This window comes from Microbulbifer sp. MCCC 1A16149 (assembly GCF_050368945.1).
Lineage (GTDB): Bacteria > Pseudomonadota > Gammaproteobacteria > Pseudomonadales > Cellvibrionaceae > Microbulbifer.
On sequence record NZ_CP185959.1, the window covers coordinates 4,337,580 to 4,354,078 of the forward strand.

Consider the following 16,499-nt stretch of genomic DNA (forward strand, 5'->3'; position numbering starts at 1 on the left):
CCATGACTGATAGCAAGACCAGTACTTCCGGCCAGTGTCCGGTTATGCACGGCGGTATGACGGAGTGCGGCGACTCAGTAATGGAGTGGTGGCCCAAGGCCCTGAACCTCGACATATTGCACCAGCACGATTGCAAGTCGGATCCGATGGGGGCGGATTTCAACTACCGGGAAGAATTGAAGAAGCTCGACTTCGACGCGCTCAAAAAGGATCTACACGCATTGATGACCGACAGCCAGGAATGGTGGCCGGCGGACTGGGGTCATTACGGTGGGCTGATGATCCGCATGACCTGGCACGCGGCCGGTTCTTACCGCGTCGCCGACGGCCGCGGCGGTGCGTCAACCGGCAACCTGCGCTTTGCACCGCTGAACTCCTGGCCCGATAACGGCAATCTGGACAAGGCGCGTCGCCTGCTCTGGCCGATCAAACAAAAGTACGGCAATAAAGTAAGCTGGGCAGATCTGATTGCCTATGCAGGTACCATTGCCTACGAGTCAATGGGTTTAAAAACCTTCGGCTTTGGTTTTGGCCGCGAGGATATCTGGCATCCGGAAATCGATACCTACTGGGGTTCGGAAAAAGAATGGCTGGCGCCCACCGGTAGTGAGGGCAGCCGTTACTCCGGTGAGCGGGATCTGGAAAATCCGCTGGCCGCAGTCATGATGGGCCTGATCTATGTAAACCCCGAAGGGGTGGACGGCAATCCGGACCCGCTCAAAACCGCACACGATGTGCGCGTGACTTTTTCCCGTATGGCCATGGACGATGAAGAAACCGTGGCGCTGACCGCCGGCGGCCATACCGTGGGTAAAACCCACGGCAATGGTGATGCCGAGTTACTTGGCCCGGAGCCGGAAGCGGGCCCCCTCGAAGACCAGGGCTTCGGCTGGCTCAACAAAACCAAGCGCGGCATTGGCCGCGATGCGGTTACCAGCGGTCTCGAGGGTGCCTGGACCACCCATCCAACCCAGTGGGACAACGGCTATTTTGAAATGCTACTGAACCACGAGTGGGAGCCGCGCAAAAGCCCCGCCGGGGCCTGGCAGTGGGAGCCGGTGGATATCAAGGAAGAGGATAAACCGGTCGATGTCGAAGACCCTTCCATCCGCACGACTCCGATCATGACCGACGCCGATATGGCGATGAAAATGGATCCGGAATACCGCAAGATTTCCGAGCGGTTCTATAAAGACCCCGCCGCGCTTGCCGACGCGTTTGCGCGAGCCTGGTTTAAGCTGACCCATCGCGACATGGGACCGAGAGCGCGCTATATCGGTCCGGATGTGCCGCAGGAAGATTTGATCTGGCAGGACCCGGTGCCGGTAGGTAGCACCAGTTATGACGTCGATGCGGTAAAGGCCAAGATTGCCGCCAGCGGACTGAGTATTGGCGAGATGGTCGCTACCGCGTGGGACAGCGCGCGAACCTTCCGCGGTTCAGATATGCGTGGTGGTGCCAACGGTGCGCGTATCCGCCTGGCCCCCCAGAAAGACTGGGTGGGCAACGAGCCTGAGCGGCTAGCCAAGGTATTGTCGGTATTGGAACCCATTGCGACGGAGAGCGGCGCAAGCGTTGCGGATGTCATCGTGTTGGCGGGCAATGTCGGTGTCGAACAGGCAGCCAAGGCTGCGGGTTTTGATATTACCGTGCCGTTCTCGCCGGGGCGCGGAGATGCTACGGCCGATATGACGGATGTGGAAGCTTTCGATGTACTGGAACCCATCCACGATGGTTATCGCAACTGGTTGAAGAAAGACTATGTGGTAAACCCGGAAGAAATGCTGCTCGACCGCACCCAGTTAATGGGACTGACTGCGCCGGAAATGACGGTATTGATCGGTGGCATGCGGATGCTCGGCACTAACCATGATGGTACCAAGCACGGGGTGTTTACCGATCGCGAAGGAGAGTTGAGCAACGACTTTTTCGTGAACCTGACCGATATGGGCAATACCTGGCAGCCCGCGGGCAAAAACCTGTATGAAATCCGCGATCGTAAAACCGATCAGTTGAAATGGACCGCAACCAGGGTGGATCTTGTGTTCGGCTCCAATTCCATCCTGCGCGCGTACGCAGAGCTCTACGCACAGGACGACAGCAAGGAAAAATTTGTGCAGGATTTTGTCGCCGCCTGGGCCAAAGTCATGAATGCGGATCGGTTTGATTTAGTCGGCTAACCCACTAACCACCAACGCAGCAGCAGTGAAATAGCACCGAGGGCCGCGACGCTCATCAGCCAGATCGCGGCCATCCAGGCCAGCCGCTTCCACAGGGTGGATTGCGTCTCCACTAGTGGTACCCCTCGGTGCCGACCTTGCCGCGGAACACCCAGTAGGCCCAGCCGGTGTAGGCCAGAATTAGCGGAATAATAAATACGGCCCCGACCAGCATAAACAGCTGACTGCTGTGGGGGGCTGCGGCATCCCAGATCGTAATCGAGCGCGGCACCATATACGGGAAAATACTGATACACAGGCCGATAAAGCCGAGCAGGAACAGTGCCAGTGCCATCAGAAAGGGAAGTACTTCATGTCCCTTGCGTAAACTCCAGAAAAAGAATCCGGTACAGATGGCGACAAGTAAGGGAATTTGTGCGGTGAGCAGTACCTGCGGCATCTCAAACCAGCGTCGCCAGTATTCGTAATCCAGGAACGGGGTTGCGGCACTGACCGCTGCCAGCGCGAGCACGGTGAGGATGCCGAGCCGGAACGCCAGGCGACGCGCATGCCGCTGACAGCTGCCTTCGGTTTTGATGATGAGCCAGGTAGCACCCAGCAGGCTGTAGCCTACGGCTACGGCAATGCCGGTGAGGCAGCTGAACGGACTTAACCAGTCGACCCAGCCACCGGCATAGGCATTGTTTTCCACACGGATACCCTGCAGCAGCGCACCAATGGTAATGCCCTGGGCCACGGCGGCCACGGTTGAGCCCACGGTAATTACCAGATCCCACAGCGGCTGATGCCGCGGGTCCCGCCAGCGAAATTCGAACGCGGCGCCGCGAAACACCAGGCCGAGCAGCATGGCAATCATCAGCGGGTAAGTGGCCGGCAATATGATGGCATAGGCGAGGGGGAAGACCGCCAGCAGACCGCCACCGCCCATAACCAGCCAGGTTTCATTGCCGTCCCATACCGGAGCGATGGAATTGATCGCCTGATCCTTTTCCTCGCCCGGACTCAGGGCCGGAAAAAGGATACCGACACCCAGATCAAACCCGTCCATTACCACATAGGCGAACACCGCAAAGCACAGGATGGCGGCCCAGATGGTTGGCAGATCAAAGCTTGCCATGGGAGTCCCCCGCTTCTTTTAGCGAACTGGCACCGATGCTCGATGCCGGCGTAATACCCGCCGCGTGGAAGGGCACATTGGGCGGCTCTGTCTCCCCGCGGTGTGGTGGCTGGGCCATCAGGCGCAGCAGATAGTAAATGCCCGCGCCGAACACGGCGGTGTAAACCACGATAAATGCCAGCAGCGATGCCGCCACGGCAGGCGCGTCCAGGGGAGAGCTGGATTCCGCAGTTCTCAGCAACCCGTATACGGTAAATGGCTGTCGACCGACCTCGGTGGTTATCCAGCCCGCAATCACGGCGACAAAACCCGCAGGCCCCATGATTACGGCGGCGCGATGTAATTTTTTCGATGTATAGAGTTTTTTGCGGCGTCGCGCGATAAGGCTCCACATGCCGAGTGCTAGCATCGCAAAGCCGATCGCAACCATGATTCGGAAAGACCAGAAAACAATGGCTACCGGCGGCCATTCATCCCGGGGGAAATCGGTCAGGCCTGGCAGGGGCGCGTTGGGATCATGTTTCAGGATGAGTGATCCCAGTTTGGGTATCGCCACCTTGTAGCGCACCTCTGCTGCCTCGTCATCCGGCAGGCCGAAAAGAATCAGCGGTGCGCCCTCTGGGCTGGGATCGTAATCCCCCTCCATCGCAAGCACCTTGATCGGCTGATGCTCCAGCGTGTTCAAACCGTGCATATCACCGGCGACGATCTGGAAGGGGGTCACGATCACCGCCATCCACATCGCCATGGAAAACATTTTGCGCGCACCCACATTGGTGCTGTCTTTCAACAGGTGCCAGGCGCCAACACCACCAACGGCAAAAGCGGTGGTCAGGTACGCCGCGGTTACCGTATGCACCAGCCTGTAGGGGAAGCTCGGGTTGAAGACGATGTCCCACCAGGACCCGCCCGGCACAAACTGCCCGTCGGCATTGATTTCGAAACCTGCTGGCGTCTGCATCCAGGAGTTGACCGACAGAATCCAGAAAGCGGAAATAAATGTGCCGAATGCCACCATGCAGGTGGAAAAAAAGTGCAGCCCCTTTCCCACCTTGCTAATGCCAAACAACATGACGCCGAGAAAGCCCGCTTCCAAAAAGAACGCGGTCATGACCTCGTAGCCCATGAGTGGCCCGATAATCGGTCCTGCCTTGGTAGAAAACACCGACCAGTTGGTGCCGAACTGATAAGAAAGCACAACGCCGGAGACCACGCCCATACCGAAGCCTATGGCAAAAATCTTCAGCCAATAGCGGTACAGATTCGCGTAGACACCGCGTCCGGTTTTCAACCACAGCCCTTCGAGCACCATCAGGTAACTCGCCAGGCCGATGGAAAACGCCGGGAATATAAAATGGAACGACACGGTGAAAGCAAATTGCACACGGGCCAGCAATACGGCGTCTAGTTGTTCGATCAAGCCTGCCTTACCTCTTAACCTGCCGAAGCAGCTGTTTTTTCATTTTTCCTAGTAAACCGTAGTCGTCACAGGTGCGGTGTCTAGGCGGGGATAGCGCAAAAAAGGAGATAGAGTGGTCTTGCTGTCAAAATATGGCGCGCAGATGTTTTCTTGAGGCGCGGGGCCCGCCTGGGCTCCAATCTGCTGGTTACATAGCCGTGCTTGACAGATTTAGTGCTGCACATATACTTGCGCAATCAACTAATTGTGCAGTATATCCATCATGTCAACTACCAGTGCTAACCTCGTCATCCAGAACGCGTTGCTCGCCGCCAAGCTCGCACGTAAAGCAGGTAACCGCTTGAGTGTCCACGGTATCAGTCTGACCGAGTACCTGGTTATGGATTACCTTTGTCGATGTACCCAGGAAGTCTCCCGAATAGAATTGGCAGAACATATCGGTATGAGTGCCTCGGGTGTTACACGCCTGCTATTGCCCATGGAGAAAAATGGTGTGGTGGAAAAAGTGCAGAATCCACGAGACGCCCGGCAAAGCCTGGTCAGACTGTCGAAGACTGGAAAAACCTTATACAAGGATGCCACGGTAAGTTTTACCCATATTGCGGATGATCTGACTTCAGCGTTGAGCGAGGCGCAAAAAAACAAAGCGATAGAGCTGCTGACGAAGTTGGGGTAATGCGCTTCAGTCACAGTTAACCAGGTTTCACAATGGAAGATTTTTCCCGGGCCTCATCCCTGGTCTTGTTCGACGAAGCCTGCCGCGCGGCGGGGCTCGACGAACAGACGATGCTGGAAAAGGCGGGGTTGCCCGTAGATATCCTCACACAGCCCGAAAGCATGATTTCCTACCAGCGGATGGCGTTGCTTTTGGATGACTGTGCACAGGTATCGGGCAACCCGCTGTTCGGGCTGGAACTGGGGCTGCGTCAGGGAACGGCTGTATTTGGTCAGCTGCTGTATCTGTTGAAAAACGCCCACACTGTGGGTGAGTCCCTGGCGGAGCTCGCCCGCTACTACCATCTGCATTCCAGCAGCGGCACGGTGAAGGTGGAGATACACAACAAGCTGGCATTTCTCGAATACACACCAGTGCTGCGCGAGGGCATTCCCTCGCGACAGGCAATCGAGCACGGGGTTGCCGTCGGTTGGCAGCTGTTGAAAATGTTGCTGGGCAATAACTGGAACCCTCGCGGTCTTTATCTGCAGACTGCCGCCGGTGCTTCCACGCGCAGTTACACACGGTTGTTGCGTACCGCGCCCCAGTTCAGCAGTGACAGAAATGCCTGGGTATTTGATGCCGCACTGCTGGAGGCGCCGTTAAGCGATGCGGATCCGGCCCTGCACGCACTGATGCAGGCGCATATCGACAAACTGGATGCACTCGCGCCCAAGGAATTACCCGCATTCGTCAGCCAGTTACTGCGCAACCTGCTGCCCAGCGGCAAGGTTTCCCTGGATTATGTGGCGGACTACATGATGCTCGGTACCCGCTCGTTGCAGCGCATGTTGATGGAAGAGGGCACCAGCTTTCAGGCGCTGCTGAATGAAACCCGCCAGGCGGTGGCCTCCCGCTACCTGAAAGAATCCGATATCAGTCTGACCCAGCTGGCGGCGCTGCTCGGTTACGCCGACCTGGCCACTTTTTCCAAAGCCTTTCAGCGCTGGTTTGGTGTCAGTCCACGACAGTGGCGCCAGGCCAACGCCGCCCCTTCCGACACGGCGAAAAAACTGGCGCGCGAGCGCCGACGCCCCTCCTGGTTGCGTTAAATGCCGCGCAACAGGCCACTTTCGTTCTCCCCCTGAAAAATCAAAACATCTGGCGTGAATTGACAAATAATTTACGCCTTTAGACAAGTTTCACTCTTGCCCTTGCCGCGACAATACGCGATCGAATCAGCCCTGCCTGCCCATTCCTCAGGGCGGGTACAAAGAGATCACACTGCCAACAAATCATTGCCACGCAGTTCAGCAAAGAGTGTTCTATGACCTACAAAGCGATCCAACTGAGCAAGCGCCCGAACGGCGACCTGACACCGGATATTTTTGAAACCGTCGAGCTGGAAACCCCGACCCTGGAAGAGGGACAGTTCCTGGTCAAGCAGACCTATATGTCCCTCGACCCGGCCATGCGCACCTGGCTGAACCCGCGCGAGGACAGCTACATGCCACCGGTGCAGATTGGTGAGGTCATGCGTTCCTACGGCGTGGGTGAGGTGGTGGAGTCCCGCAATTCCAATTACCCGCAAGGCGCACGGGTAATCGGTACCACCGGCTGGGCGGAGTACGTACTCGGCAACGAGGAAATGCAGGTCGTGGATCCCTCCCTCGATCCGGAAGCACTGTTGTCCGTGTTTTATGTCACCGGCCTCACGGCCTACGTGGGTCTGATCAAGATCGGCCGGCCACAAGCGGGCGAGACGATTCTGGTGAGCGGGGCTGCCGGTTCTGTCGGTTCACTGGCGGGCCAGATGGCCAAAGCCGAAGGCCTGCGCGTAGTGGGCACCGCGGGTAGTGACGAAAAATGTCGCTGGCTGGAAGAAGAGCTGGGTTTCGACAAGGCGATCAACTACAAGTCTGACAACCTCGCATTGGAGCTGGACCAGGCGTGCCCGAACGGTATTGACCTGTTCTTTGAAAATACCGGTGGTCCGATTCAGGAGCTGGCGTACAAGCGGATGAACCGCTTCGGTCGTATCCTGGTGTGCGGAATGATCGCCGAGTACAACTTCGAACAGCCGGCGCCGGGCCCGAACTGGATGGACATCAACTTGAAAGGCCTGCGTGTAGAGGGCTTTGTGGTACCGGACCACCTGGACAAGGCGCAGGAAGCGACCGAAGCCCTGACCAAATATGTACAGAATGGCCAGATCCGTTTCCGCACCCATGTCATCGAAGGGCTGGACAGTGCCAAGGAAGGTATCAACCTGCTATTCAGTGGTGAAAACCAGGGTAAGTTGCTGGTTAAACTTTGAAACTGATTTCGCGCCTCCGTCACGCCCGTGACGGAGGCATTTATTCGACGACATCTCCCTCCCCCAATTTTCTCATTTATTTTCCTGATTTTTTGAACGTCTCTTTGTAGAAATTTATTTCGATTTCTTGCGCCTGTAGAAACTGGGTTTGGTTATTTGAATTAGATCGCGATATCCGCAGGCTCACCGGCCGATTTTTTACAAGGGGTGTTACACAACGTTACGCAGTGTTCTGTGAGGTTGTGACGTACCGCGAAGTCTTACTAGGGACAGCTTGTAAAACTGCGCGGGTAAGCAAACTGAAGAGTCAGGAATTCCTTCCTCAACAGAATAATAACCCGCGATATTAATCTCTCCCTGTGAAATCCATGGGCTTGTTCCTGACATAAAGCAGAGCCTTGCGGCGCGGTTGATGAGAATAAAATTAAATTTTTAGGTATTTAAGATGAATAATTTTGGCAGAGTGAGTCGCCTGGCCGCGGCCATATTTGCGCTTTCGGGGGGGCTGTCCGCGGCTCCCGCTCTGGCCCAGGAGCCCGAGCAGCAGCCTGCTGGTGGCGAACTGACCTTTACCCTGATTACCGGTGACAAGGTTTCCGCCGTTGTAAAAAATGACGGTGCGCTGGCCGGTATTCGCCTGATGGGTGAAGATGGCAGTGACGTAGTGACCAGCATCTACAAGTACGGTGACAGCACCTATGTGGTGCCGCCCAAGGCGCAACAGCTGGTAGACGCAAAAGCCGTGGACATGGAGCTGTTCAATATCAGCAAGCTCTACGAGGCGGGCTACGACGACGCATCCACCAGCAAGCTGCCGGTGATTGTCGAATACGTCGACGGCACCCTAAAGGGCGCTGCAGTGCCCAAAGCACTCAACGGTATGTCCCTGACCGGTGAAATCGAAATTATCGACAGCGCCGCTTTCGGTATCGAAAAGTCCCTGGCTGCTGAACTCTGGACCCAGCTGACCGTAGATAACAGCGTAGAAGGTGTGTGGCTGGATGCGTTTGTCCATGCGCACAAGGTGTCCGGTTCTGAAACCCTGACCCCGACCGTGCCGCTGACCGGCGCCCACGGCAAATACGCGGCGGACTTCACCGGTGAAGGTGTCACTGTGGCGGTACTGGACACCGGTTACGACACCGAGCATGCGGACCTTAACGGTCGCGTTGTGGCTTCCCGTGACTTCACCTATTCCCGCAACGGTGTGGACGACCTGAATGGTCACGGTACCCACGTTGCCACCACCATCGCCGGCACCGGCGCTGAATCCAATGGCCTTTGGGCAGGTATGGCTCCGGAAACCAATCTGGTGATCGGCAAGGTCCTGAGCAATACCGGTGGTGGTTCCACTTACGGCATCATGAACGGCATGATCTGGGCAGTACAGCAGGGTGCGGACATCGTCAGTATGTCCCTGGGTGGCAGCGCCACTTCCTGTGACGGCCCCATGGTGGACCTGGTGGAAGCGCTTAGCGACGAAGCCCTGTTTGTTATTTCTGCGGGCAACAGCTTTACCCGCGAAACCGTCGGTTCTCCCGGTTGTGCGCCCAGCGCCCTGACCGTGGGTGCGATCGATCGCAACAACGAAACCGCGGTCTTCTCCTCCCGCGGCCCATCCCCGGATGGCCACTCTTCCAAGCCTGATATCGCTTCCCAGGGTGTTGCCGTGGTTGCGGCTGCGTCCGGTGGTTTTGGTGAAACCGGCTATACCGCTCTCTCCGGTACTTCCATGGCCGCGCCGCATGTTTCCGGTGGCGCTGCGCTGCTCAAGCAGGCGCGCCCGGAACTGACGCCGCGCGAGCTGAAAAAAGTACTGACGTCCTCGGTAACTCCGAGCGATGCGCACGTGCTGGAGCAGGGCGCAGGCCCCATGGACGTCAATCAGGCGATGGTTCAGAACGTCGTGGCCAATCCGAATCCGGAACTGGGCTTTTTCACGGGTGGTCATTACGAGTACACCGAAACTTCGGTCACCTTGGAAAACCTCTCCGCTGAAGACAAAACTTTCAAACTGAAGCTGGATATCGTCGGTGAAGACGAGTCCGTGGAATTGCCGTCTACACTGGCCGGGCTGGGCGTCAAGTCCATCACCGTACCGGCGAACGGCAGTGTCCAGGTACCGGTCTGGATCGACCCGACCGTTGGCCTGCGCAGTGGCGCTTACGGTGCAATCACCGGTCGCATCGAGGGCACTGTTGTCGGCAACACCGACGAGCGTCTCACCGTTCCGGTTTCCTTCTGGATCGATCAGCCGCAAGTCGAGCTGAGCTTTTCCGTCACCGACCACCGCGGCAAGCCGGCGCAGTCCCCCTCGAAAATCTACGTGATGAACGACGAAGATGACTGGGGTCATTATCTGGCGGTACATAACGGTGTCGCCAGCATGAAACTGCCGGAAGGCGAGTACAGCATCGTCGCCAACATCATGACCTTCGATACCGATAGCGCTTTCGGCGGCCTGGTGGAATCCGCGGCCCAGATGGCGGTGCTGCGTCGCAAGGTGTCCGGTAACGCCACCATTGAATTCGATGCGCGCAATGCAGAGAAGGTGGAATTCAAGGCCGATAAGCCGCTGGTCCCCCAGGGTTATTCCTTCGGCTTTACCTACGCGCTGGACGATGCCCAAACGGCGAAGCTGGCGGCAATGGAGCTGGCGCCTGACTACGTCAAGAACTTCTACGCCTTGTCACAGGGCCACGACGAGCGCTTCCGCTCTTTCGTGACTACCCGTGCGATTGCCCCGGAAGCGGTGGTAACTCTGGAAAATGGCGAAGAGCTGGATTACGTCAACCAGGGCCTGGCGCTCAGCTTCCACGGTGAAGGCAGTGCGGAAATGGTCGCTGTGGGCGATGCTGGTTATGCCACCGACTGGGAACAGTTCGACCTTGAAGGCAAGATCGCGCTGATTGCCAACCCCTACTACCTGACCTCCTACATGGTCGGTAATGCGATGAAGCACGGCGCTGCGGGTGTGATTTTCTATCGCCCGGGCAGCAGTGGTCGTTACAAGGGCATCATCAACGGTACACCCAAGGTGCCTGTGATCGGTGTGAGCAGCGAGCAGGGCGAGCGCATCGCGGCCCAGGTAGAAGCCGGCAACAACCTGGTGAGCTGGTCTGGTATTGCGGCGGAACGCACCCCTTACGCATACTCCATCAACCACATCACCGATGGGCACATCGACGGCGGTCTGGTGCAGGTTCACGAGAAGGACATGCATAAAATCACCGCGCGTTACCATGCGCAGGATGACGACCGTCCGGCCTGGACTGATGTGATGGCCATGACCAACAGCACCGGTGAGTTCTACTCCACCGGCAGCCCGCAGCTGGTGATGACCCCGGTGGAACGTGAAGAGTATTACACCGCGACCAGCAAAAATGCCTGGACCAACATTGTGATGCCCGACCACCAGTTACGCAGCAACGGTGGTTACTTCGACGGTCCGCGTCTGATGACTGCTGGCGCCGAAGAGGAAACTTCCTGGTTCAAAGGCCCCCGTGGCGGCACTCTGCTGAGCAGTGGCTCCCCCCTCGCGTATCGCGATACCAATGTGCTGCAGATCCGCACCCCCTCGTTCGGTGATGCGGCCGGTCACGATGGCACCGGTGGCTACAACGGACGTGCGGCCTACGGCCTGACCGTCAATGGTGAAACCCAGTACCCGGATGGTGGATTGCTCACCGTGCCCGACAGCAACAGTGAAATCACCCTGGAAATTCGCTACTACCCGAGAGGCGTGGGCGAGCGTTCCCCGATAGGTGACCACCTGGGCTCGCTCTACCAGGGCATTTACTCCTTCAACACCAGCGCCGAGCAACAGGGGCCGCAACCGGTTCTGGTACCGGTAATCGACCTGCCGGTGAGCATTGTGAATACCGCAAACGCCGGTGAACCGATGCAGGTCAAACTGTCCGGGGTAATGGATGGACTGGGTGAAGTCGACCTGTCTTCCGTCTCCCTGCAGTACGGCTACGGCCAGGAGTGTGTAGTGGATACCGTACCGGCATTCGTGTACTGCCCGGTTTCCACCAAGTTCTCTGAAAGCAACTGGGTGGACGCAGAGGTGGAGCAGGTAGACGGTGAGTGGATTGCCACTATCCCGAATGCGGGCGAAGCGGGTGAGTTTGTACATCTGCGCGTGGAGATGGCTGGCCCGCAGGGCAGTCACACCAAGCAGATCACCATGCGGACTTACATGCTGCTGTAAGCGTTAAATAAATTTCATTTGGTCCTGTCTTTGGCCGCTGATGTTTACGCATCAGCGGCCTTTTTTATGTATGGCCGCGCGACGGGTTGTATATTTCCACACTGCCTAATGCGGCGCCCAATGCTGCAAAAACATACGACAGCAAGAAATCCCCTTGGCTGGTCAGTGGGTGTGGCCGTCACGGCAAGGGTGATGGACCCCGGTTAAATTTAAATTAGGTTTTCACCTCGATATTTAGCATATAAATGCAAATAAAATGCTAAGTTTTGTGTGGATAGTAGAAATGTGTATTATTGTGCCATATCGCTGACTATAGGCTTGGAAAACTCTCGCAGCAGTCTGGAAGCATGTTTTTTTGACGGTTTCGATCGGATAAGAGGCGGCGGGTCGAGAGCAGTTGTTTGTGCCAGCTTGCTATGCGGTGTTTGTGAAAAATAAACAATAATCTCAAATAAAAATTTACCAACAAACCACTCAAATAACTGGGGGAAATATAATGTTAAAGAAACTCTTCATCCTGAGCCTGGCGCTTGCTGCTGTTGGCTGTGCTGGTGTTAAAACAGTGCCTTTGTCTGAAGAGTCGATTCCGATGATAGAGGGTAGAGCCATCAGCGGATCTTTCTCCAGTGAAAAGCCGGGCTTTGCAGCGATGACGGCCGGTAAAGGTGCATTTGGCGCACTTGGTGCCGTCGCCATGATTTCTGCGGGCAATAAGCTGGTCGCCGAAAATAATGTTCAAGACCCTGCCGGCTATATCTATGACTCTCTGGCTACAGAGCTGGCCAAGGAATACTCGCTGCGTCTTCTTGAAGATACCAGAATTGAAACCTCTGGCGCCAAGCTGGACGATCTCACTGCGCAAGTGAGTGATGCCAGATTGCTGCTGGATGTGCGCACCACAAATTGGAACTTCGTTTACTTCCCAACCACTTGGAATAAATACAAAGTAGGCTACAGCGCAGTTTTACGGCTGGTCGACACTTCCACCAAGGAAGTACTCGCCGAATCTATGTGCAGCAAATTTAGCCATGAGGATAGCGAGACGGCGCCTACCTATGACGAGCTGGTGGGGAACGAGGCAGCGCGATTGAAGCAGGAATTACACGCGGCTGCGGATTATTGTATCGGTGAATTCAAGGCCAATACGCTGCGGCTTTGATCTGTATTGCAACAATATAAACCTATTGCGGTTTAGTCGATTTCTGGGAAGTTGGTTGGAATAAGATATGTCAGCCAAACCTTATTCTCAGATCGATAAAACAAAACCCCTGCTCGCGTATGAGCAGGGGTTTTTTTTAACATGAACGAGGTCGCCCGAGAGGATGCGCTCTCGTTGTTCGCGGCTCTCCGCTTCGCTCCGGGTAGCTCCCTTCGGTCGCTGCTCTCCGGCGCTTTGCGCCTGCGAGTCGAACCTGGGAGTTGGTCAGAGCCCTCGGGCTTGAGGTGGCATATAAGAAAAGTCACCCGAGAGGATTAGCTTCGCCCTGCGGGCTCGCTGCTCTCCGGCGCTTTGCGCCTGCGAGTCGAACCTGGGAATTGGTCGAAGCCCTTGGGCTTGGGACTATATATAAAAAAGGCCACCCAACGGGTGGCCTTTTTTATATATGGCCCGCCCGAGAGGATTCGAACCTCTGACCTTCGCCTCCGGAGGGCGACGCTCTATCCAGCTGAGCTACGGGCGGAATGTGCGCCGAATCAAGGGGTTACATTAACCGGGCGCGGACGCGGATTATACAGAAGCACCGGGATAGGGCAAAGCGGGGATTTGGACTTTGTGCCGGTTACCCGCTCCCTCGCTTGAGGGGCGGGCCGGTCCTGTGAGGGAAGGGGGTTAGAACTGGTAGCGTGCGCGGGCCATGAGCTGGCGCGGCGGGATCAGCTCGACACCGGTGGCGTTGACGCCGAACACGTCACTCATACGGGAGTTGACGCCGTCTTCGTCGAACAGGTTCATGGCCATCAGGTCAAAGCCCCAGCTGTTGGGCAGGTCGAAGGCGGCCACGGCGTTCACCACGTTGTAGGCGGGCACTTTATCCACAGCGGGGTTCTCGAAGATGCGCTGGCTGAAACTGCCGCGGTAGGTGTACTGCAGGGTGCCGGTGAAGGCGGTGCCGGAGTCGAAGGTGCTGGTGTACTGCAGGCTGAGGTCGGCGGTCATGCCGGGGGTCTTGGCCAGTTCGTTGCCGTTCACATTCTCGCGGCTGTTGTAGCGCAGCAGCTCGTCGCCAAAGAAGGTGCCGCTGACGGCCACATTGTCCAGGGCGTCGAAGTCGGAGGTGATCTCGGATTCGATCGCCGCCAGCTTCAGGTCCAGAAGCCAGGCGCTGCCGAGCAACGCAGTCACTTCCAGCTCGGTTCCGTAGATCTCGGACTCTGGAATGTTGGCCACGCCACCCTGGAAAATGTCCGGGTCAGTGGCCTGGAATTGCAGGTTGTCGTACTGGTAGTAGAAGGAAGCCAGGTTGGTGCGCAGCAGGCCGTCCAGCAGTTCCGCTTTTATCCCCAGCTCGAACGCATCGATGGTCTCGTCTTCGAAGGTGGGGTCCACCAGTGCCGGGGAGCCGTCTTCACCATTGCCGTAGGTGAGGTTGCTGCCGCCGGGTTTGAAGCCGCGGGTGTAGGAACCGTACACCATGGTGGTCTCATTCAGGTCGTGTTCCAGGGCCAGGCGGCCGGTGACCACGTCGGTCTCCGCTTCGATGATATCCGGTTCCGGCACGAAGAAGTTGGAGACCTCGCTGTAGACCTCATCCTCGGTGTAGCGCAGGCCGGTAATCAGGCGCGTGGTGTCATTCGCGTAGAAGGTGGTCTGGCCGTACAGCGACAGGGATTCCCGTGTGGGGAAGGCGTCGGAGATAAAGCCGACATCGCCGGCAAACACGTCCGGGAAGGTGGTGGGGTAGCCGTCCAGCACGCCGTTGCCGTTGGTATCCAGCTCCTCGCGAATGTGGTTTTCCAGTTCGGTATCCAGGTAGAAGGCACCCACGATCCAGTCCACCTTATCGAACAGCGGCTGATTGGAAATCATATTGACCTCAAGAGTACGCGTTTCAACCTCCGAGGTTTCGGGGTCGAATGCGCTGATGGTGTACTCCGGGTTCAACTCGTAAGAATGCCGATCGTTGTCGCGTACTACCAGAATGTCATCTTTCTGCCAGCTGCCCAGGGTTTTCAGGGTGACAGCACCCAGGTCCGTTTCCAGGATGGCGCCGACGATGCGCGATTCGAGGGTGTATTTGGAGCGGGTGTCCTGGGCGAGTTTGCGTTCGTCCGGCGTCGGGTCGTCGATGCCCTTGATGGCAGCGCCGTTGGCATCTTCGTCGAACGCCTGGCCGAATACACGCAGGCTGGTGTTGGCGGAGAGATCAAACAGCCAGTCGGTGCGCAGGCTCAGATTCTCCATATCGTCCAGCTCCTGCCCGTTGAGGACATTCTTGGAAAAGCCGTCGCGGGTGGCGCTGGTGAGCGAGGTACGCATGGCGACAGTATCCGACAGCGGCACGTTCACCGAACCGCGAACCTTCTGCAGGTTGTAGCTGCCGAGCGTGGTATCTACCTTGCCGGAAAATGCCTCGGTGGAGGGGGCGCTGCTAATGACGTTGATGGCGCCGCCGGTGGAGTTCTGGCCGAACAGGGTGCCCTGGGGGCCACGCAACACTTCGATGCGTTCCACGTCGATAAAGTCTGTCTGCAGTGCGAAGGGGGAGGCGATATAGATGCCGTCCATATGGTAGGAGACGGACGGGTTGGCAATGGCATTCTGGTTGGCTTCATTACCCACCCCGCGGATGGAGATCACCGTCTTGTAACCCTCGTTCTTGGCCACAGTGACCCCCGGTGCCACACCGCTCAGATCCACAAAAGACTCGATGCCCTTGGTCTCCAGGTCATCGCTGGACATCGCGGTTACCGCCTGGGATAGGTCCTGCAGGCTTTCACTGCGTTTTTCTGCCACAACGGTGACTTCTTCCAGCTGGTTGGCGTGCAGCACTGAGGGGACGATGGCGAGGGCAATCGCCACGCTGAGCGGGGAACGCGCCCGGGATGCGGCGTTGAGAATGGAGCGGTACATGGTTCTGTCACCTTGCTGTTTATCTGGGTTGGATTGCTGGCCATCGACACATCCCGGCCGCTGCTGGCTCGCACCTCGGAGCGCGCGCCGAAGTCTGTTTCGCACAAAATGTGCCAAAAGCTGACCAAGTTGTCAGAAATTGTCTTGGGTGACGTCGAAATGCTTCGCGGGGCTTTTAAAAAGTGGGGTTGGAGAGGCTGCACCATGGGGGCGGACGCAATTGTGTCTCGCATCGCGCTAATTTAGCGGCGCCCAATACGTAAACGGCTTAAAACGGTGCGTAATTTGCGCGCCAGAGAGCCCCGTGAAAGATTGCGGTGCATGCGCCCTGACGCTGGCTGAGCAACAGGATGCGGTTAGCGCACCGCAGTCGCCCGTGTCCATTGGCGGGCGACATACCCAGCCAATCTGACTAATCGGTTAATTTTTTGGCACGCTCGTTGCTCTTCTGGTTATCGGGATACACCACACAGAACAAATACAACGAGAACCGAAGACCACCGGCTGCCTGTTCCGGCACTCGGT

At 57.1% G+C, this 16,499-nt stretch carries 10 protein-coding genes and 1 tRNA gene; 6 read left to right on the forward strand and 5 right to left on the reverse strand.

The genetic code is table 11. The annotated features are described in order from the left end of the window. The first annotated feature begins 2 nt into the window (after positions 1–2). Complete coding sequence (gene katG / locus ACONT6_RS17935; RefSeq protein WP_428819745.1) at positions 3–2,180, forward strand: catalase/peroxidase HPI; 2,178 nt, start codon at positions 3–5, stop codon at positions 2,178–2,180. On the opposite strand, the gene ACONT6_RS17940 is transcribed toward katG, so the two are convergent. Genes ACONT6_RS17940 through ACONT6_RS17950 form a run of 3 tightly spaced genes read right to left on the reverse strand, consistent with a single transcriptional unit; the run spans position 2,177 to position 4,717 of the window. Continuing rightward, positions 2,177–2,293: a DUF2474 family protein gene (locus tag ACONT6_RS17940; RefSeq protein ID WP_428819746.1), complete on the reverse strand. Its 117-nt coding sequence runs from the start codon at positions 2,291–2,293 to the stop codon at positions 2,177–2,179. The two genes, katG and ACONT6_RS17940, sit on opposite strands and share 4 nt — an antisense overlap. Next, on the reverse strand, positions 2,293–3,297 hold the full coding sequence (gene cydB, locus ACONT6_RS17945) for a cytochrome d ubiquinol oxidase subunit II (RefSeq protein WP_428819747.1): 1,005 nt from the start codon (positions 3,295–3,297) through the stop codon (positions 2,293–2,295). Before cydB ends, ACONT6_RS17940 begins: the two co-directional genes overlap by 1 nt. Next, positions 3,284–4,717 carry a cytochrome ubiquinol oxidase subunit I gene (locus tag ACONT6_RS17950; RefSeq protein WP_428819748.1) on the reverse strand — a complete coding sequence of 478 codons (1,434 nt, stop codon included), beginning with the start codon at positions 4,715–4,717 and terminating at the stop codon, positions 3,284–3,286. The genes cydB and ACONT6_RS17950 overlap by 14 nt, the downstream gene beginning before the upstream one ends. Before the next feature lie 262 nt (positions 4,718–4,979). Between ACONT6_RS17950 and ACONT6_RS17955 the strand changes: the two genes are divergently transcribed. The 5 genes from ACONT6_RS17955 to ACONT6_RS17975 all read left to right on the forward strand — a co-directional run bounded on the left by ACONT6_RS17955 (position 4,980) and on the right by ACONT6_RS17975 (position 13,061). Next, positions 4,980–5,393 (forward strand): MarR family winged helix-turn-helix transcriptional regulator, encoded by a 414-nt coding sequence (locus ACONT6_RS17955; RefSeq protein WP_428819749.1) that lies wholly within the window; start codon positions 4,980–4,982, stop codon positions 5,391–5,393. 32 nt (positions 5,394–5,425) lie between these two features. Continuing rightward, on the forward strand, positions 5,426–6,484 hold the full coding sequence (locus tag ACONT6_RS17960) for an AraC family transcriptional regulator (RefSeq protein ID WP_428819750.1): 1,059 nt from the start codon (positions 5,426–5,428) through the stop codon (positions 6,482–6,484). 215 nt (positions 6,485–6,699) lie between these two features. After that, positions 6,700–7,689, forward strand: a complete 990-nt coding sequence (locus ACONT6_RS17965) for an NADP-dependent oxidoreductase (RefSeq protein ID WP_428819751.1) — start codon at positions 6,700–6,702, stop codon at positions 7,687–7,689. A gap of 445 nt (positions 7,690–8,134) precedes the next feature. Next, positions 8,135–11,902, forward strand: coding sequence for a S8 family serine peptidase (locus tag ACONT6_RS17970; protein ID WP_428819752.1), 3,768 nt, complete (start codon positions 8,135–8,137; stop codon positions 11,900–11,902). A gap of 496 nt (positions 11,903–12,398) precedes the next feature. Continuing rightward, positions 12,399–13,061 carry a hypothetical protein gene (locus tag ACONT6_RS17975; RefSeq protein ID WP_181254673.1) on the forward strand — a complete coding sequence of 221 codons (663 nt, stop codon included), beginning with the start codon at positions 12,399–12,401 and terminating at the stop codon, positions 13,059–13,061. Between the two features lie 446 nt (positions 13,062–13,507). On the opposite strand, the gene ACONT6_RS17980 is transcribed toward ACONT6_RS17975, so the two are convergent. Both ACONT6_RS17980 and ACONT6_RS17985 read right to left on the reverse strand, forming a co-directional pair. Beyond that, positions 13,508–13,584: transfer RNA gene (locus tag ACONT6_RS17980), tRNA-Arg, on the reverse strand. Between the two features lie 149 nt (positions 13,585–13,733). Then, positions 13,734–15,974 carry a TonB-dependent receptor gene (locus tag ACONT6_RS17985; protein ID WP_428819753.1) on the reverse strand — a complete coding sequence of 747 codons (2,241 nt, stop codon included), beginning with the start codon at positions 15,972–15,974 and terminating at the stop codon, positions 13,734–13,736. Between the last annotated feature and the right edge of the window lie 525 nt (positions 15,975–16,499).

Bases quoted from the DNA above. Each gene is read 5' to 3' on its own strand.
- katG (WP_428819745.1), top strand. From the start codon at position 3: ATGACTGATAGCAAGACCAGTACTTCCGGCCAGTGTCCGGTTATGCAC.
- cydB (WP_428819747.1), bottom strand. From the start codon at position 3,297: ATGGCAAGCTTTGATCTGCCAACCATCTGGGCCGCCATCCTGTGCTTT.
- ACONT6_RS17955 (WP_428819749.1), top strand. From the start codon at position 4,980: ATGTCAACTACCAGTGCTAACCTCGTCATCCAGAACGCGTTGCTCGCC.
- ACONT6_RS17960 (WP_428819750.1), top strand. From the start codon at position 5,426: ATGGAAGATTTTTCCCGGGCCTCATCCCTGGTCTTGTTCGACGAAGCC.
- ACONT6_RS17965 (WP_428819751.1), top strand. From the start codon at position 6,700: ATGACCTACAAAGCGATCCAACTGAGCAAGCGCCCGAACGGCGACCTG.
- ACONT6_RS17970 (WP_428819752.1), top strand. From the start codon at position 8,135: ATGAATAATTTTGGCAGAGTGAGTCGCCTGGCCGCGGCCATATTTGCG.
- ACONT6_RS17975 (WP_181254673.1), top strand. From the start codon at position 12,399: ATGTTAAAGAAACTCTTCATCCTGAGCCTGGCGCTTGCTGCTGTTGGC.
- ACONT6_RS17985 (WP_428819753.1), bottom strand. From the start codon at position 15,974: ATGTACCGCTCCATTCTCAACGCCGCATCCCGGGCGCGTTCCCCGCTC.